This window comes from Bifidobacterium primatium (assembly GCF_002802875.1).
GTDB lineage: Bacteria > Actinomycetota > Actinomycetes > Actinomycetales > Bifidobacteriaceae > Galliscardovia > Galliscardovia primatium.
This window is the reverse complement of the sequence record NZ_PEBI01000002.1, coordinates 124,041-149,330: the sequence shown is the minus strand read 5'-3', so window position 1 is coordinate 149,330 and position 25,290 is coordinate 124,041. Positions and strand designations below refer to the sequence as shown.

20 protein-coding genes and 1 tRNA gene are annotated in these 25,290 nt (G+C 64.2%); 4 read left to right on the top strand and 17 right to left on the bottom strand.

Annotation, left to right across the window (positions count from 1 at the left end; genetic code table 11):
- Positions 1-427: 427 nt before the first annotated feature.
- The 9 genes from rplA to rhmD form a co-directional block, all read right to left on the bottom strand.
- On the bottom strand, positions 428-1,120 hold the full coding sequence (gene rplA / locus CS006_RS04475) for a 50S ribosomal protein L1 (RefSeq protein ID WP_100510599.1): 693 nt from the start codon (positions 1,118-1,120) through the stop codon (positions 428-430).
- Positions 1,121-1,136: 16 nt separating this feature from the next.
- A complete protein-coding gene (gene rplK / locus CS006_RS04470; protein WP_100510598.1) occupies positions 1,137-1,568 on the bottom strand; it encodes a 50S ribosomal protein L11 in 432 nt (143 codons plus the stop codon).
- Between the two features lie 592 nt (positions 1,569-2,160).
- On the bottom strand, positions 2,161-3,066 hold the full coding sequence (gene nusG / locus CS006_RS04465; protein ID WP_100510597.1) for a transcription termination/antitermination protein NusG: 906 nt from the start codon (positions 3,064-3,066) through the stop codon (positions 2,161-2,163).
- An 87-nt stretch (positions 3,067-3,153) separates the two neighbouring features.
- On the bottom strand, positions 3,154-3,384 hold the full coding sequence (secE, locus tag CS006_RS04460) for a preprotein translocase subunit SecE (protein WP_100510596.1): 231 nt from the start codon (positions 3,382-3,384) through the stop codon (positions 3,154-3,156).
- Positions 3,385-3,426: 42 nt separating this feature from the next.
- A tRNA-Trp gene (locus tag CS006_RS04455) sits at positions 3,427-3,499 on the bottom strand.
- A 353-nt stretch (positions 3,500-3,852) separates the two neighbouring features.
- On the bottom strand, positions 3,853-5,070 hold the full coding sequence (locus CS006_RS04450) for a pyridoxal phosphate-dependent aminotransferase (protein ID WP_100510595.1): 1,218 nt from the start codon (positions 5,068-5,070) through the stop codon (positions 3,853-3,855).
- A gap of 391 nt (positions 5,071-5,461) precedes the next feature.
- Complete coding sequence (locus CS006_RS04445; RefSeq protein WP_100510594.1) at positions 5,462-6,256, bottom strand: IclR family transcriptional regulator; 795 nt, start codon at positions 6,254-6,256, stop codon at positions 5,462-5,464.
- Between the two features lie 226 nt (positions 6,257-6,482).
- The gene (locus tag CS006_RS04440; protein ID WP_100510894.1) at positions 6,483-7,247 is read right to left on the bottom strand and encodes an aldolase/citrate lyase family protein; all 765 of its coding nucleotides are present in this window, start codon (positions 7,245-7,247) and stop codon (positions 6,483-6,485) included.
- 235 nt (positions 7,248-7,482) lie between these two features.
- Positions 7,483-8,709, bottom strand: coding sequence for an L-rhamnonate dehydratase (gene rhmD / locus CS006_RS04435; RefSeq protein WP_204313988.1), 1,227 nt, complete (start codon positions 8,707-8,709; stop codon positions 7,483-7,485).
- 387 nt (positions 8,710-9,096) lie between these two features.
- On the opposite strand from rhmD, the gene CS006_RS04430 reads away from it, so the two are divergent.
- The 4 genes from CS006_RS04430 (at position 9,097) to budC (ending at position 13,352) form a co-directional block, all read left to right on the top strand.
- On the top strand, positions 9,097-10,083 hold the full coding sequence (locus CS006_RS04430) for an EamA family transporter (protein WP_165777243.1): 987 nt from the start codon (positions 9,097-9,099) through the stop codon (positions 10,081-10,083).
- A 194-nt stretch (positions 10,084-10,277) separates the two neighbouring features.
- Positions 10,278-11,249, top strand: a complete 972-nt coding sequence (locus CS006_RS04425) for an amidohydrolase family protein (protein WP_100510591.1) — start codon at positions 10,278-10,280, stop codon at positions 11,247-11,249.
- A 134-nt stretch (positions 11,250-11,383) separates the two neighbouring features.
- The gene (locus CS006_RS04420) at positions 11,384-12,319 is read left to right on the top strand and encodes an AEC family transporter (RefSeq protein ID WP_100510590.1); all 936 of its coding nucleotides are present in this window, start codon (positions 11,384-11,386) and stop codon (positions 12,317-12,319) included.
- Positions 12,320-12,554: 235 nt separating this feature from the next.
- On the top strand, positions 12,555-13,352 hold the full coding sequence (gene budC / locus CS006_RS04415; RefSeq protein ID WP_100510589.1) for a meso-2,3-butanediol dehydrogenase: 798 nt from the start codon (positions 12,555-12,557) through the stop codon (positions 13,350-13,352).
- Between the two features lie 347 nt (positions 13,353-13,699).
- Here budC and CS006_RS04410 read toward each other — a convergent pair whose 3' ends face one another.
- The 8 genes from CS006_RS04410 to CS006_RS04375 form a co-directional block, all read right to left on the bottom strand.
- On the bottom strand, positions 13,700-15,052 hold the full coding sequence (locus CS006_RS04410; protein WP_100510588.1) for an MFS transporter: 1,353 nt from the start codon (positions 15,050-15,052) through the stop codon (positions 13,700-13,702).
- Between the two features lie 533 nt (positions 15,053-15,585).
- Complete coding sequence (gene proB, locus CS006_RS04405; protein WP_100510587.1) at positions 15,586-16,719, bottom strand: glutamate 5-kinase; 1,134 nt, start codon at positions 16,717-16,719, stop codon at positions 15,586-15,588.
- Between the two features lie 139 nt (positions 16,720-16,858).
- Positions 16,859-18,547, bottom strand: coding sequence for a GTPase ObgE (obgE, locus tag CS006_RS04400; RefSeq protein WP_100510586.1), 1,689 nt, complete (start codon positions 18,545-18,547; stop codon positions 16,859-16,861).
- Between the two features lie 142 nt (positions 18,548-18,689).
- A complete protein-coding gene (gene rpmA / locus CS006_RS04395; RefSeq protein WP_100510585.1) occupies positions 18,690-18,941 on the bottom strand; it encodes a 50S ribosomal protein L27 in 252 nt (83 codons plus the stop codon).
- A gap of 49 nt (positions 18,942-18,990) precedes the next feature.
- On the bottom strand, positions 18,991-19,299 hold the full coding sequence (gene rplU, locus CS006_RS04390) for a 50S ribosomal protein L21 (RefSeq protein ID WP_100510584.1): 309 nt from the start codon (positions 19,297-19,299) through the stop codon (positions 18,991-18,993).
- Positions 19,300-19,556: 257 nt separating this feature from the next.
- Complete coding sequence (locus tag CS006_RS04385) at positions 19,557-22,577, bottom strand: Rne/Rng family ribonuclease (protein WP_423734828.1); 3,021 nt, start codon at positions 22,575-22,577, stop codon at positions 19,557-19,559.
- 431 nt (positions 22,578-23,008) lie between these two features.
- Positions 23,009-24,214: a succinyl-diaminopimelate desuccinylase gene (gene dapE / locus CS006_RS04380; RefSeq protein WP_100510891.1), complete on the bottom strand. Its 1,206-nt coding sequence runs from the start codon at positions 24,212-24,214 to the stop codon at positions 23,009-23,011.
- Between the two features lie 157 nt (positions 24,215-24,371).
- A complete protein-coding gene (locus CS006_RS04375) occupies positions 24,372-25,172 on the bottom strand; it encodes a ribonuclease HII (protein WP_100510583.1) in 801 nt (266 codons plus the stop codon).
- Positions 25,173-25,290: the final 118 nt, after the last annotated feature.

Here is a 25,290-nt window from a genome sequence, read left to right as displayed (position 1 = left end):
CCCCCATGACGAACAGGAACCACAGACAGGAACCACAGAGGTACGTTCGGTTCCTGTTCGTTGGATTCCACGCAACGGATGGGAACCTTAGCCGCATCTTGATTCCCTTGCTTGGATTCCGCACAACAGAGGGGAATCGCAACGGCCTCAAGGTTCCTGTTCGTCGTGATATTGGCGCAGATACGAAAGGCCCCGGGAGCCTTGCGACTCTCGGGGCCTTCGTGTTGCAATCTTTGCTTGTTAAAAGCTGGAGCGAAATCCGTCTCCGTCGTGCCGACCGCCGCGACGATCATCACAGCGGCGTGGGCCGACTGGAACGGATCTCACCGAATACCATGTCCTTCACCCGGCTGTCGTTCGCATCGTCGTCGCGTAATGCCGCGACGATGCTCCGACGGCCGGCCGATTATCCGGCAAGCCGGAAAAATCAGGCGAGGGTGGCGACGTCCAGCGGGACGCCCGGGTTCATGGTGGAGGTGATGGTGGCCTTCGTGATGTAGCGGCCCTTCACCGTGGACGGCTTGAGGCGCTTGATCTCGTCGGCGACGGCCTTGAAGTTCTCGTCGAGGGCAGCCTCGTCGAACGAGAGCTTGCCGATGAGGAAGCTCAGGTTGCCGTGCTTGTCGACGCGGAACTCGATCTTACCGCCCTTGATGTCCTTGACGGCCTTGGTGACGTCCATGGTCACGGTGCCGGTCTTCGGGTTCGGCATGAGGCCGCGGGGACCGAGCACACGACCGAGACGGCCGACCTTGCCCATCATGTCCGGAGTGGCGACCACGGCATCGAAGTCGAGGAAGCCGCCCTGGACCTTGGCGATCAGGTCGTCATCACCGACGATGTCGGCGCCGGCCTCGGTGGCCTCGGTGGCCTTCGGGCCACGGGCGAACACGAGGACCTTGGCGGTCTTACCGGTGCCGTGAGGCAGGTTGACGGTGCCACGGACCAGCTGGTCGGCCTTGCGCGGGTCGACGTTCAGACGGTACACGGCTTCGACGGTCTGGTCGAAGTTGTAGGCCGGCATGCCCTTGAGCAGGGCGATGGCCTCGTTGGCGGTGTAGAGGTTGGTGCGATCGATCTGCTCAGCAGCTTCGCGGTACTTCTTGGAACGCTTTACCATGTGTCCTTATCCCCTCTCAGTCCTCAACCGTGATGCCCATGGAGCGAGCGGTGCCGGCGATGATCTTCATACCGGCCTCGATGTCGCGAGCGGACAGATCGGCCATCTTGATCTCAGCGATCTCACGAACCTGAGCCTTGGTGACGGAACCGACCTTGTGGGTCAGCGGGTTGTCGGTGCCCTTGTCGATGCCGGCGGCCTTCTTCAGCAGAGCCGCGGCCGGCGGGGTCTTCAGGATGAAGGTGAAGGAGCGGTCTTCGTAGACGGTGATCTCGACCGGGATGACCTGACCCATCTTGTCCTGCGTCTGGGCATTGTATGCCTTGCAGAAGTCCATGATGTTCACGCCATGGGAACCCAGGGCCGGGCCCAGCGGCGGGGCCGGGTTGGCCTTGCCAGCCTGAATCTGGAGCTTGATCAGCGCCGAGACTTTCTTCTTAGGAGCCATTGTATGGTTCTTCTTTCTGTGAAGCGGTGATATCGGCGAACGTCCGCGCCTGCCGGTCGGCGAGCCGTCCGGTTCGGCGGCGGCGAACTCCTCCCGCAACCTGAATATTGCTATGTGCTGTGCTAGCGGGTGACCATGCGTTCACGGCGACAAGCCGCGTTCCGCATCGCCCGAATCCCTCCAGACACAAGCTTTCCTATTATGCCGACGACGTTGGACAAGACGTGTCTGCAACGGCGTCGCCCCATAATTTGGTAAAAAACGATATGAGGTCCTCCACAACGACCCGTTCATAACCGTTCTTGCCAAGTTTCCGAGGCCGGATACGACCGGATACGACAAAAGGGACTCCCGATGGGAATCCCTTTTGTCACGTTCTCAACTTTTGAAATTAACTGATGCGTGCGGCTTCAAGGCGTGGAGGACGAAGGCGTACGAAGGTACGTCGAGTCTTCCACAACGCGGAAGACGCTCCATCAGCTAATTTCAGTATGAAATTCGATGATGCGTGTGTCTCCTAGGCGCACCGAGAGAAGACGTACGAAGGTACGTCGACCGAGGAGCAACGACGAAGACACTCCATCACCGGATTTCAGTCGATCTTCTCGACCTGGTCGAAGTTAAGCTCCACCGGCGTATCGCGGCCGAAGATGGACACGAGCACGGTGAGCTTCTGCGTGGCCGGGGAGACTTCGGAGATGACGGCGGACATGGAAGCGAACGGACCGTCGTTGACGGTGACGGATTCGCCGACCTTGAAGGAGACCTCGACGGTGCGCTTCTTGGCAGCGGCGGGCTTGTCGCCGGCGGCCTTGAGCGCTTCGGAGGCAATCATCGGAGCCATCATCTGGACGACTTCCTTGCGGGTGAGGGGCGCCGGATCCTTGGTGGGGCCGACGAAGCCAGTAACGGCCTCGGTCTCGCGGACGATGCGGCGGGCTTCCTCGTCGTCGGTCATGCGGATGAGCACGTAGCCGGGGATGCGGACACGGGTGATGATCTTCTTGCCCTTGTCGGTGTGCTTCTCGACTTCCTCCATGGGGACCTCGACCTGGAAGATCTGGTCTTCGAGACCGAAGGAGGTGACGCGGGACTCGACGTTGGTCTTGACGCGCTTCTCGTAGCCGGAGTAGGTGTGCAGGACGTACCACTTGCCGGGCAGTCCGCGAAGCTTCTTGGAGAAGGCGTTGACGGCGGCCTGACCGGGGTCGACGTCCTCATCCTCGGCATCGGCTTCCTCGCTGCCGTCGGAAGCAGTGTCGGCCTCATCGGATTCGACGGCATCTGCCTCGGGCTCGTCGTCGCCCTCTTCGGAAGAGGTTTCATCGGCGGAGTCCTCGGCTTCGACGGCATCCTCGCTGGATTCGACGTCGGATTCGGAATCGGAGGCGGTTTCGGCGGGAGCCTCGGTCTCGGCCTCGACGGCTTCCTCGGCGACGGGTTCGACGTCGACCGGGTTTTCGACGGATTCTTCGTTCACATCAAGTTCGTCAGTCATACCATGCATCCTTTAAAGCAGTGAGATTCCAATGGCGTTCGTTGTTCGAGAACCGCGGTTCAGACGTGCCGTCGCAGCAGCTGCGGCTCAGCCGAATACCCAGAAGACCAGCTTACCCAGTCCGAAATCGAGGGCGGAGACGAACAGCATCAGGAAAATAACGAAGATGAACACAGCGATGGACCACAACAGCAGTTCCTTGCGTGTGGGAGTGATGACCTTGCGAAGCTCATCAATGATCTGCTTGATGAACAGGCCAATACGCATGAAGATGTTCGGCTTCACCGTTTTCGCTTCAGCGTCTGATTTCTTGGCCATCGTTCATCCTCACTGGTTGGCGGAACCGTTGTTCATCTCTAGCAGGGAAGGCGGGACTCGAACCCACAACCTACGGTTTTGGAGACCGTTGCGCTACCAATTGCGCCACTTCCCTAAGTAACCTCGCCTATCATACACACATATGCGAACATCGGTGTTAGACGGGCGGTGAAACCGCCAAGTGAAGATAATAGCGGCATTTGTCGATTCCGTCCAGTCGAGGGGCGAAGTCGCCGAAAAACGTTGGGAATTCGCGGCGAGTCGCGACCGACAATATATGAAAACACGAGTTGTGAGGCTTTGATTTCAAAGCGTCCCGAATGCCATCCGTCTTGTCGTCACGCCAGGACCGGAATTTCAACGTTTTCGCATATGCGTGAGGCTTCGTCGGTCGGTGTTTCGCCAGACGAAGCCTCACAACTCGCAATTACTCGCGGCCGAGCCGCGATCGGACCGTATCGGCCGCCATCAGGCGGCGACCCAGTCCTGGAAGCGCTTCATGCCTTCGGCGAGCTGGTCGTCGGCGAGCGCGTAGGAGAATCGCAGGTAGCCGGGGGCGCCGAACGCCTCGCCGGGCACGGCGGCGATGTGCGCCTCGTCGAGCAGGAGCGCGGCGAGGTCGGAGCTGGTGGCGGCCACGGAGCCGTTGGGGCCGAGCGGCTTGCCGAGCAGGGCCTCGACGTTGGGGAATGCGTAGAACGCGCCGGTGGGGGTCGGGCAGTCGACGCCGGGGATGGCGTTGAGCGCGGCGACGATGGCGCGGCGACGCTTGTCGAATGCCTCGCGCATCACATGGACCTCGTCGAGCGGTCCGGCGACGGCGGCGAGCGCGGCGCGCTGGGAGACGTTGGCGACGTTGGAGGTCATGTGGCCGGAGAGCTTGGCGATGGCCTTGGCGACCGGTTCGGGGGCGATGGACCAGCCGACTCGCCAGCCTGTCATGGCATAGGTCTTGGCCACGCCGTTGAGCACGATGAGCTGGTCGCGTACCTCGGGCACCACGGCGCCGACGTACGTGGTCTTGGTGCCGTCGTAGTTGAGGTGTTCGTAGATCTCGTCGGAGATGACCCACAGATGGTTGGCGACGGCCCATTCGCCGATGGCGCGCACGGTCTCCTCGGGCCAGACGGCGCCGGTGGGGTTGGACGGGGAGTTGAGCACGATGGCCTTGGTGCGCTCGGTGCGGGCGGCCTCGAGCTGGTCCACGGTGGGGGTGAAGTTCTGGTCGGAGCCGGAGAACACCTCGACGGGCTTGCCGCCGGCGAGCTTGACGACTTCGGTGTAGGACGTCCAGAACGGTGCGGGGATGATGACCTCGTCGCCATCGTTGATGAGCACCTGGAACGTTTCGAAGACGGCCTGCTTGCCGCCGTTGGTGACGACCACCTGGCTCGGGGCGACCTCGTAGCCGGAGTCGCGCAGGGTCTTCGCGGCGATGGCCTCGCGCAGCTCGGGCAGACCGGCGGTGGGCGTGTAGCGGTGGTTCTTCGGGTCGCGGCATGCTGCGGCGGCCACGTCGACGATGTAGTCGGGGGTTGGGAAGTTCGGCTCGCCGGCGCCGAATCCGATCACGTCCACGCCCGCCGCCTTGAGGGCTTTCGCCTTGCCGTCCACGGCCAGCGTGGCGGAGGGGGAAACGGAATTGATTCGATCGCTCAGGGTCTGCCATGATTCGAGTTCAGCCATGGTTTCAAGCCTATAACCATATGGCGATGATTGCGAGAAATCGTGGCGTCGTTTTTTTACGACGTCGTATGCCGTAGTGGTCAACTCCCCTCAGTCGGCTGCGCCGACAGCTCCCCTCAATCATGAGGGGAGCCAGACGAGAGGCCGCAGGCTACCACCACCCTCAGTCTCGGCTCCGCCGAGCCAGCTCCCGCCAGCGGGAGCCAAAGTCCCGCCTCCACAGCTAGTGATTCCGCGCAGGACGCGCGCGGATTCGGCGTGCCGGAGGATGAAGGCGTACGCAGCCGGATTCCATACGCAATGCGTGCGGCATCGGTCTGGCGGAAGACGAAGGCGTACGAAGGTACGTCGAGTCTTCAGCCGGACCGATGACGCTCCATTGCGCGCGGAATCACTCGATGGAGTCGTTGGCGGCGGTCTTGTATCCGAGCTCCGCGCTGATGCGGCTGGCGGCGTCGACGACGACGGGGCCCAGTGCGCGCATGCGCTTGGGCGGCATGAACTGTATGGCGCCGGAGACGGATATGGCGGCGACGGTCTTGCCGCGGCCGTCGCGCACGGGGGCGGATACGCAGCGGATGCCGGGCTCGTTCTCCTCGAGGTCGTAGGCGAAGCCCTGTCTGGCGAATTTGGCCATGGCTGCGGAGAACGCGGATTCGTCGGCGTAGTCGTGTTCGGGGTCGCGTCCGGTGAGGTTGCGATCCTGGATGTATTGGGAACGCCAGCGGTCGGGCGAGTCGAGGAGCAGGGCCTTGCCGATGCCGGTGTAGGTCAGCGGCATGCGGCAACCGGGCCACGATCGGATTTCGATGCCTCGGGTGCCGTGGATCTTGTCGAGGTAGAGGGCCATGCCGGAGTCTTCGACGGCGAGGTGGATGGTGTCTTTGGCTCGTTGGGCGAGGTCGAGGAGTATGGGGTGGGCGACGGCCTGCAACGACACGCTGTTGAGGGCCTGGAAGCCGAGCTCGATGAGCGCGGGTCCGAGCAGGAGGCTGCCGTCGGAGTTTTCACGCAGGAAGCGTTCGATGCGCAGGGCCTGGATGAGACGGTGCGCGGTGCTGCGGCTGAGTCCGGTGGCCTCGACGACTTCGCGCAGCGATGCGGCGCCGTTCGCTACGCTGCGAATGACCTCGATGCCGTGGATGAGCGTTCGTGTACCCGATGGGGCGGCGGTGTTTTCTGCCATGGGATTCAACCTTAGTGGATGGGGTATCGGCAAATGCGTGCAGCCGCCGGACGATGGGCGGGCCGAAGCCCGTGCCATCGACTGGCGGCTGCATGCGTCAGCAACAGGGGAGGAAAAGCGATATCGGCAGGCACGGCTTATGCGCGCACTCCCCTCGGACCGCCTTCGGCGGTCGGCTCCCCTCATATGCGAGGAGGAGCCGAAGGGGCAAGCGGCACGCCGGACCTCAGCCCTTGAAGGGCTTGATGCCTTCGGCGAGGGCGCGCACGTAGAGGTCGGTGTCGCCGGCGACGGCCACGAAGTTGGCGCCGCGGGCGAAGGCCTCCTTGGCGGTGGCCACGTCGAATGCGAGGAAGCCGACGGCCTTGCCGTGCGACTTGATGACGTCGAACGCGTCGTAGACCTGGTCCATGATGGCGGCCGCGTCGTCGGGGTGGCCGAGCGAGGCGGAGAGGTCGGCGGGTCCGATGAAGATGCCGTCGACACCTTCGACGGAGGCGATGTCGTCGATGTGGTCGAGCGCCTCCTGCGATTCGCACTGCAGCAGCAGGCAGATCTCGTTCTTGGCGTCGCGCATGTAGTTGGGGATGCGTCCCCAGCGGCCGGAGCGGGCGATGGGCGATCCGACGCCGCGGATGCCTTCGGGCGCGTAGTTGACGGCCTTGACCATCAGCTCGGCCTCTTCCTTGCTGTTGACCATGGGCAGCAGCAGCGTCTGGGCGCCGAGGTCGAGCACCTGCTTGATGAGCACCGGGTCGGCGGCGGCGGGGCGGACGACGGGCGTGGTGTCGTATGGCGCGACGGCGCGCAGCACGTCGAGGATGGTGTTGAGGTCGTAGGGACCGTGTTCGCCGTCGACCAGCAGCCAGTCGTAGCCGGCGTCTGCCGAGATCTCGGCGGCGGTGGCGGAAGCCATGGCCATCCACAGACCATACTGCTCCTTGCCTTCCTTCAGTGCCTGCTTGAAAGCGTTGTGCGGTAGTGATGTCATTGCGTGTTCTCCAGTATGGGTGCCGTAGCTCATCGGTCTCCTTTGGCGCGGGCTGCGGGGATGCGGTGCGTTGACGACGAAATCGTTACGACGAAAAAGTCGGGAGGCGACCGGACGGGAGGATGCTCCGCCGTCCGGTCGCCTGGTTGATATCGGTATTGAATTATGCGTGTTCAGTTATATGGGGTCATCTGCGCCGGTGATCGGCGGCCGATTGATTCGGCCGGCCAGCCGATCAGTGCTCGAACGGACGCTCGAGCGGGCAGCTGCGGTTGAGTTCGACGCCGAAGCCGGGCTTGTCGAGTTCCTCGGCGGTGATGATGCCGTCGTGCGGAACCGGCTCGTCGAGCAGGACCGGGTCGAACTGCGGCCGGACATGATCGGCCTTCGGCGCGGTCATCAGCATCTCGCTGAACGGCGTGTTGGTGAAGGTGATCACGGCGTGGTGCGAGTAGACGGAGGAGCCGTGGGGCACCACGAGCTGGCCACGGGACTTGGCGATCGCGGCAATCTCGCACAGCGAGGTCACGCCGCCGCACCAGCCGACATCGGGCTGGAGGATGTCGACGCCGGCGTCGGAGAGCTCCTTGAAGCCCTCGAGGGTGCCGGTGTGCTCGCCGGTGGTCATGAGCATGCCCTTCGGCATGTTCTTCTTGAGCTCGCGGTAGGACTCGATCTGGTTCGGCGGGAAGCACTCCTCCATCCACTTGAGCTTGTAGGGGGCGGCCGCGTGGGCGAGCTTGGTGGCGTAGTTGACGTCCTGGCTCATCCAGCAGTCGAACATCAGCCAGAACTTGTCGCCGACGCGTTCGCGCATGTCGGCGAGGGTGGCGATGTCCTTCTCGATGCCTTCGTCGCCGAATGCGGAGCTCCAGTGGGTCGGCAGCTTGCCGCCGATGAAGCCCATCTTCTGCGCCAGGTCCGGACGGGCGCCGGTGGCGTAGAAGTGGATCTCGTCGCGCACGGCGCCGCCGAGCAGCTTGTAGACCGGAAGCTTGACGACCTTGCCGTAGAGGTCCCACAGCGCCAGGTCGACGGCGGAGATGGTGTTGATGACGACGCCGCCACCACCGGAGTAGAACAGGGTGGAGTTGAGCATCTGGTCGTGGATCAGCTTGATCTGATCGACGCGCTTGCCCTCGACGAAGCGGGACAGATGATGCTCGACGATGAAGCAGCCGATGGTTCCGGCGGTGGAGATGGCGAAGCCGGTGGTGCCGTCGGAGGCCTCGACTTCAACGACCAGCGTGCCGAGCACGTTCAGGCCGAAGGACTGGCGGGACTGCTCGTACTCCTTGTACTTGGACATCGGCGTCGCGATATGGTTGTCGATCCAGTGGTCCTTGCCCTGATCGTGGTAGTCGCCGCCGCCCTGACCGTGGATCTTGGCTGCGGCGCCGCCCATGCTGTACGCACGGATGTGCGTGATCGTGGGCAGCTTCAATGCTGGTGCTAGTGCCATTGTTGCTCCCTCCGTGGTTTGGAGTGTTATGTCTGACCGTCACGCGTCTTCGCGTCCGTCGACGTTGTTGTCGAGCGGTTGTCGTGGTGACCTCGGCGATCTCAGTTACCGAATATAGACGCCTTGAACAGGCGTACCAAATATAGGGACGCAGTACCGACGTTTACCGATATGCAACGATTGAGAATCCCACATATCGGCACACCCTTCCATGCGCCATATAGTGGGTTTCGTCAGCCATTGTGCAAACAACGGCAACAACGAGAAGACAACCGAAAACTTACGAAAACCCAATGTCTGCAACGTTGTAGGCGTTGGGAGGCGACACCGGACAGGTCAACATACGGCAGGTCCAGGCAACGAAGCCGAAGTCAAAGGAGATCATCAATGGAAGCTCCAGTCGCAAAGCAGCCATCCATCTGGGAGAGGCTACGGTCCAAGAACCCCCTGCTCTTCGCCATCATCCTGGTGGTCATCGCGGGTTCCTGCAACTACGTCGGCACCGGATTCCTCACCCCGGCGTTCGACACCGTCGGCGGCGTGCAGGTGGCGTGGGTCCGCCTGAGCATCACCGCCATCGTATTGCTGCTGTGGCGCCAGCCGTGGAGGAAGAAGTGGACGAAGGAGCAGATCATCTGGCTCGTGCTGTTCGCGGTCTCCATCGGCACCATGTACACCTCCTACAACATCAGCGTCGACAACCTCGCGATGGGCATCGCCGTCCCGATCCAGTTCCTCGGTCCGGTGGCCATCGGCGCCATCACCGGCAAGAACTGGAAGCAGCGTTCCGCCATCGTCGTGGCGGCCATCGGCGTGGCCATGCTCGCCGGTCTGTCGCTCTCCGGCAACAAGTCCGACACCATCGTCATCGGTCTGGTCGCCTCCTTCGTCGCCGCCCTCGCGTGGGCCGGCTACATCTTCTTCGGCAACAAGATGGCCCACAACGGCGCCCTCGACGCCCTGTCGCTGGCCATCACGCTCGCCGCGCTCGTGCTCGCCCCGTTCGTCGGCCCGTCCGCCGTCAAGCAGATGGCCATCGACCCCGGCAACAGCGTGTGGCGCATCATCCAGTTCACGATCCTCGCCTCGGTGATCGCCGCCGTGCTCGACCAGGTCATGCTCAAGACCATCGCGCCGAACGTGTTCTCCGTGCTGCAGGCGCTCTACCCCGTGATCTCCCTCATCATCGGCCTGTTCTTCGGACAGTTCCCGACCCTGCTCGAGGTCATCGGCCTGCTCATCGTGAGCGCCTCCATCGTGCTGACCGCATTGAGCGGCGTACAGGACGAGAACGATGACGACAAGGCCGTCGCGAAAACGCCCGCGAAGACGTCGACGACCGACGGCAGGCCCGCCGCCGCGGCCGCGAAGTGACGACGTCGTCATAACGGCAGACGCCCCGATATCAACCAATCCGTCGTGCCGGCCCGCTCCGATGTCAACCAGGGTCGGCACGATTCCAACCGAAGACATCACACAACAACATACGCGTCGATGAACCGACATCCATCGGCGCGGCAAACCAGACAACATCACAAGGATTCAGCAGAATTCAAAGGAGAATCGCCATGACCCTCAATGAGGAATACACCGGCACCGCACCCAGCCGCCTCTACACCATCGTGCCGCAGTCGGAGGAGAACGCCCGCAAGACGCGCACCATCATCGACGCCCACGTGCACATCATCCAGCCCGACCTGTTCTCGTGGTTCGACCCGGCGAAGAAGGGCATCACGTTCGAGGGCGACTGGACCCCGATCATCCACGCCTACCATCCGCGCGACCTCGTCGCCGAGGCCGAAGGCTCCAACATCAAGGTCATCGGCGCCGTGCACGTGCAGATGAACGCCGACGACCCCGTGGCCGAGGTGGCCGCCGTGCAGCGCATGAGCGAGGAGGACGGCCTGCCGATCTCCATCGTCGGCGGCGGCGACCTCTCCTCCCCCGACTTCGAGGAAATCGTCGAGAAGGAGAAGGCCGCGTCCGACAACGTCCACGCCATCCGCCAGATCATCAACACCCACGTCGACCCGCTGTACAACTACGTGAACAAGGAGTACATGGACGACCCGAACTGGCTGGCCGGCCTGCGCGTGCTCGCCAAGCACGGCCTGGCGTTCGACCTCCAGCTCTACCCCACGCAGTACCGCCGCGCCCTGCAGGTCATCGACTCCAACCCCGACATCATGTTCATCGTCAACCACTCCGGCATGTGGGCCGACCGCAACCTCGCCGGATTCCAGCTGTGGAAGAACGGCATCTACGAGCTCGGCAAGCGCGACAACGTGACCATGAAGATCTCCGGCCTGGCGTCCACCGACCACTACTGGACCATCGAGAGCTTCAAGCCGGCCATCTTCACCCTGCTCGACGCCTTCGGCATCGACAAGTGCATGTTCGCCTCGAACTTCCCCGTCGACAAGCTGCACGGCTCCTACGTCGACACCATCGGCGCATTCATCCGCTCCACCGAGGACCTCAGCCAGGACGAGCAGAACAAGCTCTTCGTCGACAACGCGAAGAAGTACTACAAGTTCTGATTCACGGCGGCGACCGTCCGACGCCATCGGCGTCCGAAGGCTCCCGTTCCCGTTTCACGGCGGGGACGGGAGCCTTCCCGTATGGGACGGGCGTCCGGCCGCCCTATGCTGGTCGTGATGGATAGGGGGATTCCATGGAACTCATATTGAAAACCGGCTCGCTGCTGCTCATCATCGTCGGCGCCTACGCGTTCAAACGCGCCGGCATGTTCAGGGAGCGCGACTACAAGATCCTGCAGGTCTTCGTGTTCAACGTCACGCTGCCCGCGGCCGTCATCCATTCGTTCGCGCTGAACAGGCACGACATGAGCATGCTCTGGATAGTGCTGCTCGGCTTCCTCGGCGCGTTCATCCCCCTGTTCGTCATCTATTTCGCCACGCGGCGCGAAAGCGTCGAACACCGCACGTTCGAGATGCTCAACGCCACGACGTTCAACATCGGCAACTTCACGCTTCCGGTGGTGACGACCTTCATGGGGCCCGCCGCCGGGGTCCCCGTCGTCATGTTCGACATGGGCAACGCCATCATGTGCTCGGCCGGCTCGCTGGTCTTCACCAACGCGCTGCTGCATCTCGATTCGGACGGTGAGCATCAACAGACCGTCGGGCAGAAGCTGCGTGCGGCGGCGCGGAACTTCTACACGTCGGCGGCGTTCGACACCTATGTGGTGATGGTCGTGCTGCTGTTCGCCGGCATCGCGATCCCCAAGGAGGTCGTCACCGTCATCGAACCGCTGTCGAACGCCAACGCGTTCTGCTCCATGGCGATGGTCGGCATGATGATGGACATCCCCGAGCTTTCGGACGACCGCCGGGAGATGCTCAAGGTACTGGCGTGGCGTTTTGTCATCGCCGTCGTCGGGTCGCTGGCGGCATGGTATCTGCTGCCCATATCCCCGTTCGCCCGCAAGATCGCCGTGATCTGCATGTTCGCCCCCATCGCCATCTTCGCCACGAAGTTCACCGACATGACGCTCGGCAAGGCCAAGCTCGCCGGCTTCTCGCTGACGGTCTCGGCGGTGATATCGCTCATCGTCATGGCGGCGCTCAGCGCGTTCCTGCCGGCGTAGGCCACAGGTCACGAAACGGCTCCGCCGGTTGGGTTTCGGCGGAAACGGGGCTTACGACGGGCCACCGGGTTTTGTGGTGGTCATCAATACGCATGGTGATGGCAAAAACAGCAAGTTTCACATATAGGGATGAATGTCCATTTTACCTATACTGATGCTTGAACACGTTGACACCGTTGTCGAACGCTCAACGAATCCCAACCAGAATTTCGGCAATCATAGGAGATGCACCAACATGACCGCAAACACTTACGACTTCAACGGCAAGGTCGTCATCGTCACCGGAGGCGGCACCGGCATCGGACGCGCCATCACCCGCGGATTCCTCGACAACGGCGCCACCGTCGTCGCCGTCGGCCTGCGCCAGGCCCCGCTCGACGAAACCGTCGCCGGATACGACAACGGACACACCCACATCACCGACGTCTCCAGCCACGAACAGGTGCACGACCTCGTGCAGGACGTCGTCAAGGAATTCGGCCACCTCGACGTCGTCGTCTCCAACGCCGGCATCTTCGAAGGCGGCGAGATCGAAAACGTCTCCGATGAGGTATGGCACAAGCTCTTCTCCGTCAACATGGACGGCCTCTTCTACCTCACCAAGGAAGCCCTCCCCTACCTCAAGGAGACCAAGGGCAACATCGTCGTCGACACCTCCGTCTCCGGCCTGTTCGGCGACTGGGGCCAGACCGCCTACAACTCCACCAAGCACGCCATGAACGGCTTCGTCCGCTGCGTCGCCCTCGACTACGGTCAGTACGGCGTACGCATCAACGCCTTCGCCCCCGCCTTCATCGAAACCGACATCAACAAGGAAGTGTGGACCGACCCCGAGCGTCTCAAGCCGTACATCGAACGCGTCGCCCTCGGCCGCACCGGCCGCCCCGAGGACTGCGCCGACCTCGCGCTGTTCCTCGCCTCCCCCGGCGCCTCCTACCTCACCGGCCTCGTCGTCCCCGTCGACGGCGGCACCACCGCGGCAACCGGACAGGGACGGAATAGCTACGAATCCGACACCCGCTCCGTACTGTGATGGTGCGTAATGGAGCGTCCGCTGCGTTGCCGATGACTCGACGTATGTCAATACGCCTTCGTCATCGGCGCCTTGCGGCCACACGCATTACACGCCATCACTCGTAATCCGTGATGGCGTGTACGCCTTCGTCCTCCGCGCCTAGAAGCCACACGCGTCAATCAACCATCACCTGAGTGGCGTCATCGGCGCCTCGCGGCCGCACGCATCATTGCAAATCACCTGAGAACGTGACTTAAGAACCCTGAAATCTGCAATCGGCGGTGTCTTTTGGTTGTTTTTCGCCTTGAAAACGACCAAAAGACACCGCCGATTCCGTATAACGGGGATCCGACGGAACCGACCCCCTATGCGAGGACGCCGACTCGGGCGGCATCGGCACGACGACGGGCGGTAAGACGCACGACGAGACCGCCGAATACGCCCGACAGCGCGGCGACGGCGACGAACGCCCACAGTGCCACGTCGATGACGCCGGGCACAAGCAGCGACGGCAGCACAAGCGAGGCGAACGCGCAGGGAATGCGGCCGATGCCGAGAATCAGGCTCTGCGCCTCGGCGGATACGGCCACGGGGAACGTCTCCTGCGTCCACACCTTGGCGTTCATCTCGCCGGCGAAATTGCCGAAGAACTGGAACAACACCACGGCGACGGCGGTGGACCACATGGTACCTCCGGCCGCCATGATGGCCATGGCCGCCACCTGGGCCGCCGCGCCAAGCCAGAACATGCGGGCGCGCCACGGACCGGAGGCTGGAACGCGGCCGTACATCACACCGCCGAGCACGCACAGGACGGCGGAGACGATGCCGATGAACACGGCCTGCATCTGACTGGCATGCTGCGAAACCAGCAGATACGTCTGGAACTGGTTGATGGTGTTGGCCATGAGATTCCACATCACATAGAACAGCGCGAGCACGGCGAACAGCAGCGCATAGCGGCGGCCGGTACGGGCGTCGATGGAACGCAGCACCTCGGCCATACCCATGGGCCGGGCGGATGCGGTGGCGGAATCCGAAGCCGTGCCCGAAGCGGCGCGGGCGGCGGACTCACGTTCCACGGCCTCGCGATGAAGTCGTGCGATACGCGGATCGGCCACTCGCCAGACGGCGGTGAACAGCGCGACCGCGGTGATTACGCTGAATACGATGCGCGCGCCGAGGAATCCGGCCGGAGACACGATCAGCGCCAGCACGTACGGACCGAGGATGCCGGCCGACCACAGCACCTGCGTGCGGCTGACGAGACGCCCCTTCAGCGTCTCGTCCGGCACGTCATGCGTAATCACGCTGATGGAGACCGGCAAATCCATGCCCACGGCGAGCGCGGCCACGCCGATGCCGACGGCCAATACGATGAAGCTCGGCGCAAGCGTGCAGGCGGCCAACGCCGCCGCGCACAGGAACGCGTTGATGTTGAACAGCCGGACGAGTCCGAAACGCTGGGCCACGAAGCCACCGCAGAACGAACCGGCCGCAAAGGCGAACGTGAGCACTGCGGAGACGGCGCCGACCTGCGCGGCGTTCAGCCCCAGTCCGGTGCGCCACAATGCGAGCGTGGAGCTCAGCGCGAGGATGGTGCCGGCGCCGAGGAACGAGCCGAGTCCGGCCGCGAGGCCCAGCGTGGTGTAGGCGCGGGTGGAGTTGGTCGAGTTATCCGCCGAAGCGGGAGAAGTCTGGGGATTCATGCCACTCATGATGTGTGCTCTATGCTCTCTACGTTCTCTACATTCGTTGCATCAACGTGTCGTCGGAGTGCTTTCCGACAGGCCGAGAACACGATACCGCGGTTAGGATGCCGTCCCCACATTTGGCATTTTTGCAGGGGGATCAACTCCCCTCAGACCGCCTTCGGCGGCCAGCTCCCCTCACTCATGAGGGGAGCCGATTGCTGATTGCCGACTCCCCGTCATCCTGAACGGAGGCCGCAACCACCTCTGTCATCCTGAGCGGAGCCGCATAGCGGCGGAATCGAAGGATCTTGACGATGTCATAAGATCCTTCGACTCGCTCCGCTCGCTTAGGATGACGAGATGGGGCCTACGCTCGCTCAGGATGGCACAAAGGAGCTCTGCTACATAGCTCCTCGGCTCCCCTCGGGAGGGGAGCTGTCGGCGAATGCCGACTGAGGGGAGGACCCACACCTCCACAGCCGGGCCCGACTTGGCAGCCGATAAGCACGGGCAGTGACCGGAGGACTCACACCCTCCACAGCCGGCCCAGCCCTCCCCTACAGCAGCACGAGGTCGTCGCGATGGACGAGCGGATGGGCGTATTCGGCCCCGAGCAGCTTGCGCAGCTGGGCGCTGGTGCGGCCGAGCGTGGCGGGAATCTCCTCGGAATCGAATCCGGAAAGTCCCTTGGCCAGCTTGTTGCCCTGCTCGTCGACGATGAGCACGGGGTCGCCGGCGGAGAATTCGCCGGTCACGCCGACCACGCCGGCGGAGAGCAGCGAGGCGTGCCCGCCGCGCACGGCCCTGGCGGCGCCGGCGTCGGCGACGAGCGTGCCGCGCGGGTCGGCGGCGAATCCGATCCACAGCCGGCGCGAGGTGCCGCGACGCTTGATGGGCGCGAACACGGTGCCCACGCGGTCGCCCATCAGTGCCGGTCCGGCGTTCGTCGCCTTGGTCAGCACGGAGGGGATGCCGGAGACCGCGGCCACGCGGGCCGCCTCCAGCTTGGTGACCATGCCACCGGTACCGACGCCGGACCCGGTGCCGCCGATGCGCACGTTGCCGAGCGTATCGAGCACGTTCGGCACGTAGGAAATCTGCTTCGCACCCGGTTCCTTGGGCGGTGCGGTGTAGAGGCCGTCCACGTCGGTGAGCAGTATCAGCGCGTCGGCGCGAACGATGTTCGCGACGAGCGCGGAAAGCCGGTCGTTGTCGCCGAAGCGAATCTCGTTGCTGGCCAGCGCGTCGTTCTCGTTGACGATCGGCACGACGCCGAGATCGAGAAGCCGGCTCAGCGTTCGCTGCACGTTGCGGTACTGCGTGGCCTGGATGGTGTCGCGCGCGGTGATGAGAATCTGCCCGACCTTGAGTCCGTAGCGGGCGAACGCCGCCTCGTACTGGCTCATGAGCAGGCCCTGGCCCACGGATGCGGCGGCCTGCTGCGTGGCCACGTCGGTCGGACGCGCGTCGAAGCCGAGCGGGCCGAATCCGGCGGCGATGGCGCCGGAGGAGACGAGCACGATGCGCGCGTCCATCCGCACGGTCTGCGCGAGGGCCGAAACAAGGTTGAACAGCCGTTCGGGGTCGAGGTGTCCGGAACTGGACGTCAGCGAGCTCGATCCCACCTTGACGACGATGGTGTGCGCTTCGGCGATGGACCGGCGGACTTCACTCTGTGACTGCGTGGACATGCTGCCTTCTTATCAAAACGTCATCGGCACCGGCAACCGCCACCGCGGCATACGATACGCGCCGCCTCGGGTATGCGATTGGCCGGAGACTCCCATGAGAATGAGAATACTCCGGCCAAGGTTACGGAATCACACGGACTCAGTTCTCGTCCCCGTCGGCGGAATTCTCGCCGATGCGGTCGATGAGGCTGGTGTGGTCCTCGGGATCGTCGAGCACGGTCGGGTCGGACCAGTGGCCGGCCTCGTGCTCCGCCTGCATGGCGGCACGCACGGCGGCCTTCGCGTCCATCCACTCGTGGTACTCGCGGCGACGCTCCGAGTTGGTACGACGGCGCGAATGGCCGGCGCCCTCCTGCAGTCGCAGGTCCTCGCCTCGGCTGGACTGCGGCGTGCCGTCGAGCATCTCGGCGCCGGCGGCGATCGTCGGATCCCAGTCGAACGAGACGGCGCGGGCGCCACGGCCGATGCGCACCTCGTCGCCGGGACGCGCGCCCTTCATGCGCAGCGCATCCTCCACGCCGAGCTTGGCCAGACGGTCGGCCAGGTATCCCACGGCCTCCTCGTTGTCGAAGTTGGTCTGCACGACCCAGCGTTCGGGCTTCTCGCCGGTGACGGTGAACCAGAAGTTGCCGTCGGCGTCCTGCTCGCGCTCGATGTCGAAATCGAAGCCCAGGCCGATCTCGTTCGGCCTGCGGCGACGGTTCTTCGTCTCGAGCGGTCGGATGACGACGCGCTCGTCCTCTTCGGCGGCCTCCTGCGCCTGCACGCGCTCACGCATCTCGTTGACGATGCCCATCAGCGCGAACGACAGCTCCTTCAGGCCCTCGTGCGAGGCGGTGGAGACGACGAACGTCTTCAGGCCCATCTCCTCGAATTCGGGGCGCACGAATTCGGCCAGCTCCTTGGCCTCGGGCACATCGACCTTGTTGAGCACGATGATGCGCGGGCGTTCGGCGATCGGGATAGCGCCGAGCGGCAGGTCGAGTTCGTCGGCGTAGATGGCCAGCTCCTTCTCCAACGCCTTGTAGTCGGAGATGGGGTCGCGGTCGGGTTCGAGCGTGGCGCAGTCGATCACATGCGCTATGACCTCGGTGCGTTCGATGTGACGGAGGAACTCGAGGCCGAGGCCCTTGCCCTGCGAGGCGCCGGGAATCAGGCCCGGCACGTCGGCGATGGTGAAGCGGCCGTCGCCGGCCATCACGACGCCGAGGTTCGGCACGAGCGTGGTGAACGGGTAGTCGGCGATCTTCGGCTTGGCGGCGCTCATCGCGGCGATCAGCGACGACTTGCCGGCGCTCGGGAAGCCCACGAGCGCCACGTCGGCGATGGACTTGAGCTCGAGCACGAGGTCGCGTTCCTCGCCCGGCTCGCCGAGCAGCGCGAAGCCGGGGGCGCGGCGGGCGCGGTTGGCCAGCGCCTTGTTGCCGAGACCGCCGGCGCCGCCCTTCGCGGCGACGAAGCGGTCGCCGGGATGACGCAGATCGGCCAGCGGCTCGCCCGGCCGCTTCTGCTCGCCGGCGGCGCCCTTCGCGGTGAATACGATGGTGCCGACCGGCACCTTCAGCACCATGTCGGCGCCACGGCGGCCGTCCTTGTAGTCGCCGAGACCCTGCGTGCCGGAGTCGGCGCTGCGATGCGGCATGAATCGCAGGTCGAGCAGGCTGGTGGCGTTGGTGTCGGCCACGAAGATGACCGAGCCGCCGTCGCCGCCGTCGCCGCCGTCCGGACCGGCGAGCGGCTTGTACTTCTCGCGGCGAATCGACGCGGCGCCGTTTCCGCCGTCGCCGCCCTTCACGTGCACGGTCACGCGATCGACAAAATCACTCATGGTTCAAACCTTACTGATATCAACGAAAATCGTTGGTCATGAATCGATGGTAATCGGTAATAAAAAAGCCGCTCCCGTGGAATTATGGAATCCCAAGGGATGCGGCTGGAAGTCAGACTTCGACGAATCGTCTGCCGGGAAATCAGGCGGCGATGACGTCGACGACCTTGCGGTCACGGCGAACACCGAACTTCACGGTGCCGTCGGCAAGAGCGAACAGCGTGTGGTCCTTGCCCAGGCCGACGTTGTGACCGGCGTGGAAGTTGGTGCCACGCTGGCGAACGATGATGTTGCCGGCGACGACGGCTTCACCGCCGAACTTCTTCACACCAAGGTACTGAGGATTCGAATCGCGACCGTTGCGAGAGCTGGACGCACCCTTCTTATGTGCCATTTGACTTGTCCTTTCGGGATAACCTAAGCCTTTAAAATATTAGAATATTTCAGGCGATCGCGGTGATCTTCACCACGGTCTGGGGCTGACGGTGACCCTTGCGACGAGCAACGCCAGTCTTGTTCTTGAACTTCTGGATGTTGATCTTCGGACCCTTGGCCTCGTCGTCAACAACCTCAGCCTTGACGGTAACCTTGGCCAGATCCTTGGCGGCGACGGTCACGTTGGAACCGTCGACGAGCAGAGCGACGGGGAACTCCACCGTTTCGCCCTTCTTGGCTGCGAGACGGTTGACGATGATCTCGTCGCCGACCTCGACCTTTTCCTGATGGCCACCGGCCTTCACAATCGCGTACATAGCCCTACCTTGCCTGTTTTGAAAGCTAATTGTCGTCTAGCACGATTTTTGCCCTCACACAGGCATGGCTAGACACCGACAATCTAATTTACACAACACGCCGGACTTTCGCAACTCCGGCGTGGATTTTACTTGAATTTTTGGTGCCGTGTTCCACGGCGCGCCCCGCTTGGCCCGGCTCCCAGCAAATCATGACGGGAACCGGGCCGCCGAGGCCTGCGACGGCGGCTGCGCCGACGTTTCGAAGCCAGGTTCCCTCAGCCCCGCTCCTCCTCGGCCCCACGCTGCGCAGCCGCAGCAATCTTGGCGAGCTTGGCCTTGACGTCGGGCGTGGAGCCCTTCGGCATGGCCGGGTCCTCCTTGGGGGCGGCCGGGGCCGCGGTGCCGTGGTTGTGCTTGTTCGTCTTGATGAACGGATCGCCGCCCTTCAGGGCGTACGGGTCGTCATACGAGGCGGAGACGGTCGGCTTGTCGTGCAGGATGAAGCCGCGGCCCTTGCAGGTCGGGCATTCCTCGGAGAACGCCTCCACAAGACCCTGGCCGACACGCTTGCGCGTCATCTGCACGAGGCCCAGCGAGGTGACCTCGGCGACCTGGTGCTTGGTGCGGTCGCGCGCCAGGCATTCGACGAGTCGACGCAGCACGAGGTCGCGGTTCTGGGGCATGACCATGTCGACGTAGTCGATCATCACCATGCCGCCGATGTCGCGCAGTCGCAGCTGGCGGGCGATCTCCTCGGATGCCTCGAGGTTGCATCGGGTCACGGTCTCCTCGAGCGACTTGCCCTTGCCGATGAATCGGCCGGTGTTCACGTCGATGGTGGTCATGGCCTCGGTGCGGTCGATGACGAGCGAGCCGCCGGACGGCAGGTACACCTTGCGCTCCATGCCCTTGCGCAGCTGGCTGTCGATGCGCCACTGGTCGAACACATCGGCGCCGCCGTGCTCCTCGGGGTTCCACTTCTCGAGCTTGTCGCGCAGGTCGGGCGCCATCGACTCGAGGTAGTCGCTGATGCGCTCATAGACCTTGTCGCCTTCGACGACGAGCTTGTTGAAGTCGTCGTTGAAGATGTCGCGCACCACGCGGATCGCCACGTCGGGCTCGCCCTGCAGCAGCTTGGGACGCTTGGAGTTGCGGGCCCTGGTCTCGGCCTCCTTCACGTGCTCCCACTGCTTGGTGAGGTTCTCAAGGTCCTTTTCGATGGCCTCCTTGGAGGCGCCTTCGGCGGCCGTGCGGATGATCACGCCCATCTCGCTCGGCGCGATCTTCGAGACGATGCCCTTGAGGCGCGTACGCTCGCGCTCGGGCAGCTTGCGGCTCACGCCGGTCATGCCGCCGGAGGGCACGAGCACGAGGAAGCGGCCGGCGAGCGTGACCTGCGAGGTCAGTCGCGCGCCCTTGTGGCCGATCGGGTCCTTCGTCACCTGCACGAGCACCGGGTCGCCGGAACGGAACGCGAGCTCGATGCGGCGCGGCTGGCCTTCGAGACGCGTGGTGTCCCAGTTGACCTCGCCGGCGTACAGCACGCCGTTGCGCGGCTGGCCGATGTCGACGAACGCGGCCTCCATGCTCGGCAGCACGTTCTGCACGCGGCCGAGGTAGATGTTGCCGACGGTCGAGACCTCCTGGATGTCGGAGACGTAGTGCTCCACGAGGATGGAGTCCTCGATCACGGAGATCTGCGTGTGCTTCTCCTTCTCGCGCACGACCATGAGACGGTTGACGTTCTCGCGGCGGGCGAGGAAGTCCTGCTCGAGCAGCGTGGACTGACGGCTGCGGTCGCGACGGTTGTCGCGGCGACGCTGCTTCTTGGCCTCCAGACGGGTGGAGCCCTCGATGTCGGTGATCTCGTCGATGTACTGCTGCTTGCGGCTGCGCCGAATCTGCGGCTCCTGCTGCTCCGTTTCGCCCTTCGAGCCGCGGCGACGGCGACGGCGACGGGTCACGGTGCCGTCGTCCTCGTCCTCCTCGCGGTCGCGATCGCGTTCACGCTCGCGTTCGCGGCGGGAACGCGGCGTCTCCGCGTCGTCGTCGTGGCTGCGGCGGCGACGGCGACGGGAACGGGTCTCGCCGGCCGATTCGTTGTCAGTCTCGTCGTTGTCGGTATCAATCGGGGAATAGTGGATGTCGTCGTATTCGAGGTCCTGCTCGATCTGCTCGACCTCGGCGGCGGCGCGACGCTCCTGCGCGTTCAGGCGACGGGAACGACGCGAACGACGGGACTCGTCATGCTCGCCGTCGCTCTCGCGGTCGGCGTCGCGACCGGTGCGGTCGCCGTCGCGGTCGGCATGCTTGTCGTCGCGGGCGTCACGATCGTCGGAACGGGAGGTCTGCTCGGCATCGTCGATGCGGGCGTGGTCGCGATCGCCGCCACGGCGACGGCGACGGCGACGGGACATGCCCTCGCTCGGATGATCGTCGTCATCGGATTCGTCGTCGCGGACGGGAGCGGCCGGGACGGGACGGGCGACCGGCAGGACCGGCTCCTGGAACAGCAGCGACGTCATCGGACGCACGCGGCCTGCCGGCTTGCTCTCCTCGGATTCGGGAGACGAGAACTCCAGCGGCACGTCGCCGGGGCGACGGCCGTGGGCGGACTTGGCCAGGCCGCGGACGGCGGCTTTCACGGATTCACGGGCCTCGTCGCGGGTCTCACGGACGCCACGGGCATCACGGGCGGTGTTGCCATGATCGTCATCCGCATCGTCGTCATGGGCGCGCGACGGACGTGCCGGACGCTCGAAACGAATGCCCTTGTCGGTGAACAGTTCGTCGGCGAGCGCCTTGATGCGCCTGCGGCGGGAGGCGTCGCCGTTCGCATTGTCGTCATCGGCCGTGTTCCCGGCATCGACGTCGTGCTTGGCGGCGGCGGACTTGGCGGCATGCCTGGCCGCGTGCTTCGGCTCGCGGCGTTCGACGGTGCCGTCGGCCGGCTTGGCATCGTTCCTGGCGTCGTTCCTGTCTGTGGCAGTCGCAGCGGACCGGTCGGCCGGATTCGCCGCATTGTCGTCGACGTTAGCCTCGACCACAGGGGCGGATTCCACCTTGACCGGCAGCTTGGCTCCGGCGGCGCCGGCCACGCGCACCACGCGGCGGCCGCCGCGACGGCGACGGGTCGAGGGGGCGGGCGAGCTGACCACGGAGGACGAAGCCGGTACGGACGCAGCGGCGGTTCCCGAGGATTCCGGGGATGCTGCGGCCTGGGCCTCAGCGCCATTAGGCATGACGGCGTTGTTGTCTGCGGCGGCTTCCACGCCGTCGTTGTTTTCGGTTATCACAAATGCTCCTTGAGGGCATGCTGCATCACGCCCTGGTTCTCTACCCTGATACAGCTTGTCAACACCGCACTCTCACTACGGCCGCGCTACACGCAACTGTTCAGGCACTACAACAAAGTCTTTGGTGACGGCGACGGATACCGGCGCTTCCGGCGCTTCTCACATGTTCAATGCGCCACGGAAGGGGATCAACGTCACCCGCACAATCGGCGGCATGCAGAACCGCCGTCTATAAGTATGACACACCGTCGGGATGAGGGTGTGCAACAACGCAATGACGCGTGGAAACTCCCCTTAGTCGGCTTCGCCGACGGCTCCCCTCATATTGAGAGGAGCCGATTGACGGAACCGGTCTCGCACCCGTCAAGCCCGACGGCGCGCTCGATGAATCGCGCGCCCTGAGCCTACAAACAGTCCACCGGACTGTTTGCTTAACGGCTCAGCCATTCTTCGAGGATGTCGGCGAGGTCGGTGAGCTGGGATTCGGGGATCTGCTCATCGGCCTTGTGGGCGAGCAGCGCGTCGCCGGCGCCGAGATTCACGGCCGGCACGCTGAGCTGGGAGAAGCGCGCCACATCGGTCCAGCCCATCTTCGCCTGCGGGTCGCGGCCGGTGCGGTCCTTCACAAGTGCGGCCAGCGACTGCGCGAGCGGCGTGTCCATGCCGGGGCGTGCGGCCGGCGACTCGTCCTTCATCTCGATGCCGAAGCCCTCGAACACGCCGCCGGTGGCCGCATGCTCGCCGTTGCCGAGCTCGGCGCCCGCGTCGGCGCCGATCATCAGGGCCTTCGCCTCGGCAAGCGTCTTGTCGGGGGCGAAACGGTAGTTCACATGGATGCGGCATTCGTCGGGGATGACGTTCGTTCCCTTGCCGCCGGAGATGAGCGTGGCGTTGAGGCCCTCGCGGTAGTCGAGGCCTTCGACGGTGATGGTCTGCGGCTCGTAAGCGTTGAGTCGGTTCAGTACTTCGGCGGCCTTGTGAATCGCGTTCTCGCCCATCCACGCGCGGGCCGAATGCGCGGCGACGCCGTGGCAGATGACGTCGAAACGGATGGTGCCGTTGCAGCCGCCCTCGATGCCGCAGCTGGTCGGCTCGCCGATGATGGCGAAATCGCCCTTCACCCAGTCGGGATGCGTCTCAACGACCTTGCGCAGACCGTTCTTGCTGGCCTCCACCTCCTCGTGGTCGTAGAAGATGTACGTCAGGTCGTAGTTCGTGCGGGACGCGTCGTCGAGCGTGGCCGCCAGGTAGAGCATCACGGCGTCGGACGGCTTCATGTCGGTGGCGCCGCGACCCCACAGCACGCGTTCGCCGGCGTTGTTCTCGGCGATTTCGGCGCGGATCAGCGGATCGCCGGGTTCAAGCCATTTCGGGGGGAAGTTGTCGATCACCGGCACGGTGTCGATATGGCCGGCGAGCAGCACGCGCCCGGGCTTGCCGAAGTCGGTGGACGCGACCACCGTGTCGCCGTGGCGGTGCACGGTCAGATGCGCGAAACCGTTCAGGAATCGCTCGACGGCGTCGGCGAGCGGTCCTTCGCTGTCGCTGACCGAATACTCGTTCATCAGCTGCATGAGCAGTGTGTTCAAAGCGTCGTTGCGCGTGGCGGCGCGGTCGAAAGTAATCTCAGTCGTCATGATTGCCATGGTACGGCGAGGGCACGAATCGGCGAATGCATCCATAGCCCCCGATTCGTGAACCACCATACGTCGCACGAATGAGCCGACGCCTCCCAATTCATGATTCGTGAACCGAATCGGGCCTGCATTCGTGAACCGAATCGCAACGCGAGCCTCAGAACAGGTGCCAGGTCTTGCGGTGGTATTCGGTCGCTCCGTTCGCGGCGATGGCGGCGCGATGCGGCACCGAGCCGTAGCCCTTGTTGCTCGCCCACGCGTATGCCTCGAATTCGGGGTGCGCGGCGGCCAGATCGGCCATCATGCGGTCTCGCGTGACCTTCGAGATCACGGCCGCAGCCGCGACGGACGCGCACTTGCGGTCGCCCTTGACGACGGTGGTCATGGCGATCGGTTCGAGCAGCGGCGGCGCGTCGAACGAGTTGACGACCGGCGTGATGTAGTCGTTCGGCCCGTCGAGGATGCCGGCGACGCGTAGGTTCGCATGGTTGATGCGCAGGTCGGGTTCCTCGCCGCCGAGGCCGGCGATGGTGCCGTGCCAGTCCGGCGCGAAATCCGTCGGCGCCTCGCCCAGTCCGAGGTCGGTGTGCCCGCCAGTCGTGACCAGCGTCTCGATTTCGTTGAGCGCGCGCACGGCGGCGACGCCCAGCGCATACGTGATGCCCCATTCGTCGACCTCTTGGGAGCTCACCGCGCCCACGGCCCAGACGGCCGACCAGGCCTTCAACGGCTCCAGCAGCGATTCGCGTCGCACTTCGGTGAGCATCTTCGAATCGGCGACGCCGTTCGGCACCGTCCATTCGTCGGCGTCGCGGGCGAGCAGCGCACAGGCGCCCACCATGGCCGGACCGGCCAGCGAACCGCGTCCGACCTCGTCGAATCCGACGACCAGCGAATATCCCTTGTTCGCCAACGCACGCTCATGGTCGAGCGTGGGCGCCTGCCGTGGAACCACCATGTCTCGCTCCTTCGCCATCATTTCGCCGTGTATGCCGCATATGCCACGTATGCCGTCATTGCGACGTCACGTATGCCACGTATGCCGTGTTTGCCGTTGTACATGTACGCATATCGTA

Coding starts and splice junctions, on each gene's coding strand:
- rplA (WP_100510599.1), bottom strand. CDS start 1,120: ATGGTAAAGCGTTCCAAGAAGTACCGCGAAGCTGCTGAGCAGATCGAT.
- rplK (WP_100510598.1), bottom strand. CDS start 1,568: ATGGCTCCTAAGAAGAAAGTCTCGGCGCTGATCAAGCTCCAGATTCAG.
- nusG (WP_100510597.1), bottom strand. CDS start 3,066: ATGACTGACGAACTTGATGTGAACGAAGAATCCGTCGAAAACCCGGTC.
- secE (WP_100510596.1), bottom strand. CDS start 3,384: ATGGCCAAGAAATCAGACGCTGAAGCGAAAACGGTGAAGCCGAACATC.
- CS006_RS04450 (WP_100510595.1), bottom strand. CDS start 5,070: ATGGCTGAACTCGAATCATGGCAGACCCTGAGCGATCGAATCAATTCC.
- CS006_RS04445 (WP_100510594.1), bottom strand. CDS start 6,256: ATGGCAGAAAACACCGCCGCCCCATCGGGTACACGAACGCTCATCCAC.
- CS006_RS04440 (WP_100510894.1), bottom strand. CDS start 7,247: ATGACATCACTACCGCACAACGCTTTCAAGCAGGCACTGAAGGAAGGC.
- rhmD (WP_204313988.1), bottom strand. CDS start 8,709: ATGGCACTAGCACCAGCATTGAAGCTGCCCACGATCACGCACATCCGT.
- CS006_RS04430 (WP_165777243.1), top strand. CDS start 9,097: ATGGAAGCTCCAGTCGCAAAGCAGCCATCCATCTGGGAGAGGCTACGG.
- CS006_RS04425 (WP_100510591.1), top strand. CDS start 10,278: ATGACCCTCAATGAGGAATACACCGGCACCGCACCCAGCCGCCTCTAC.
- CS006_RS04420 (WP_100510590.1), top strand. CDS start 11,384: ATGGAACTCATATTGAAAACCGGCTCGCTGCTGCTCATCATCGTCGGC.
- budC (WP_100510589.1), top strand. CDS start 12,555: ATGACCGCAAACACTTACGACTTCAACGGCAAGGTCGTCATCGTCACC.
- CS006_RS04410 (WP_100510588.1), bottom strand. CDS start 15,052: ATGAGTGGCATGAATCCCCAGACTTCTCCCGCTTCGGCGGATAACTCG.
- proB (WP_100510587.1), bottom strand. CDS start 16,719: ATGTCCACGCAGTCACAGAGTGAAGTCCGCCGGTCCATCGCCGAAGCG.
- obgE (WP_100510586.1), bottom strand. CDS start 18,547: ATGAGTGATTTTGTCGATCGCGTGACCGTGCACGTGAAGGGCGGCGAC.
- rpmA (WP_100510585.1), bottom strand. CDS start 18,941: ATGGCACATAAGAAGGGTGCGTCCAGCTCTCGCAACGGTCGCGATTCG.
- rplU (WP_100510584.1), bottom strand. CDS start 19,299: ATGTACGCGATTGTGAAGGCCGGTGGCCATCAGGAAAAGGTCGAGGTC.
- dapE (WP_100510891.1), bottom strand. CDS start 24,214: ATGACGACTGAGATTACTTTCGACCGCGCCGCCACGCGCAACGACGCT.
- CS006_RS04375 (WP_100510583.1), bottom strand. CDS start 25,172: ATGGTGGTTCCACGGCAGGCGCCCACGCTCGACCATGAGCGTGCGTTG.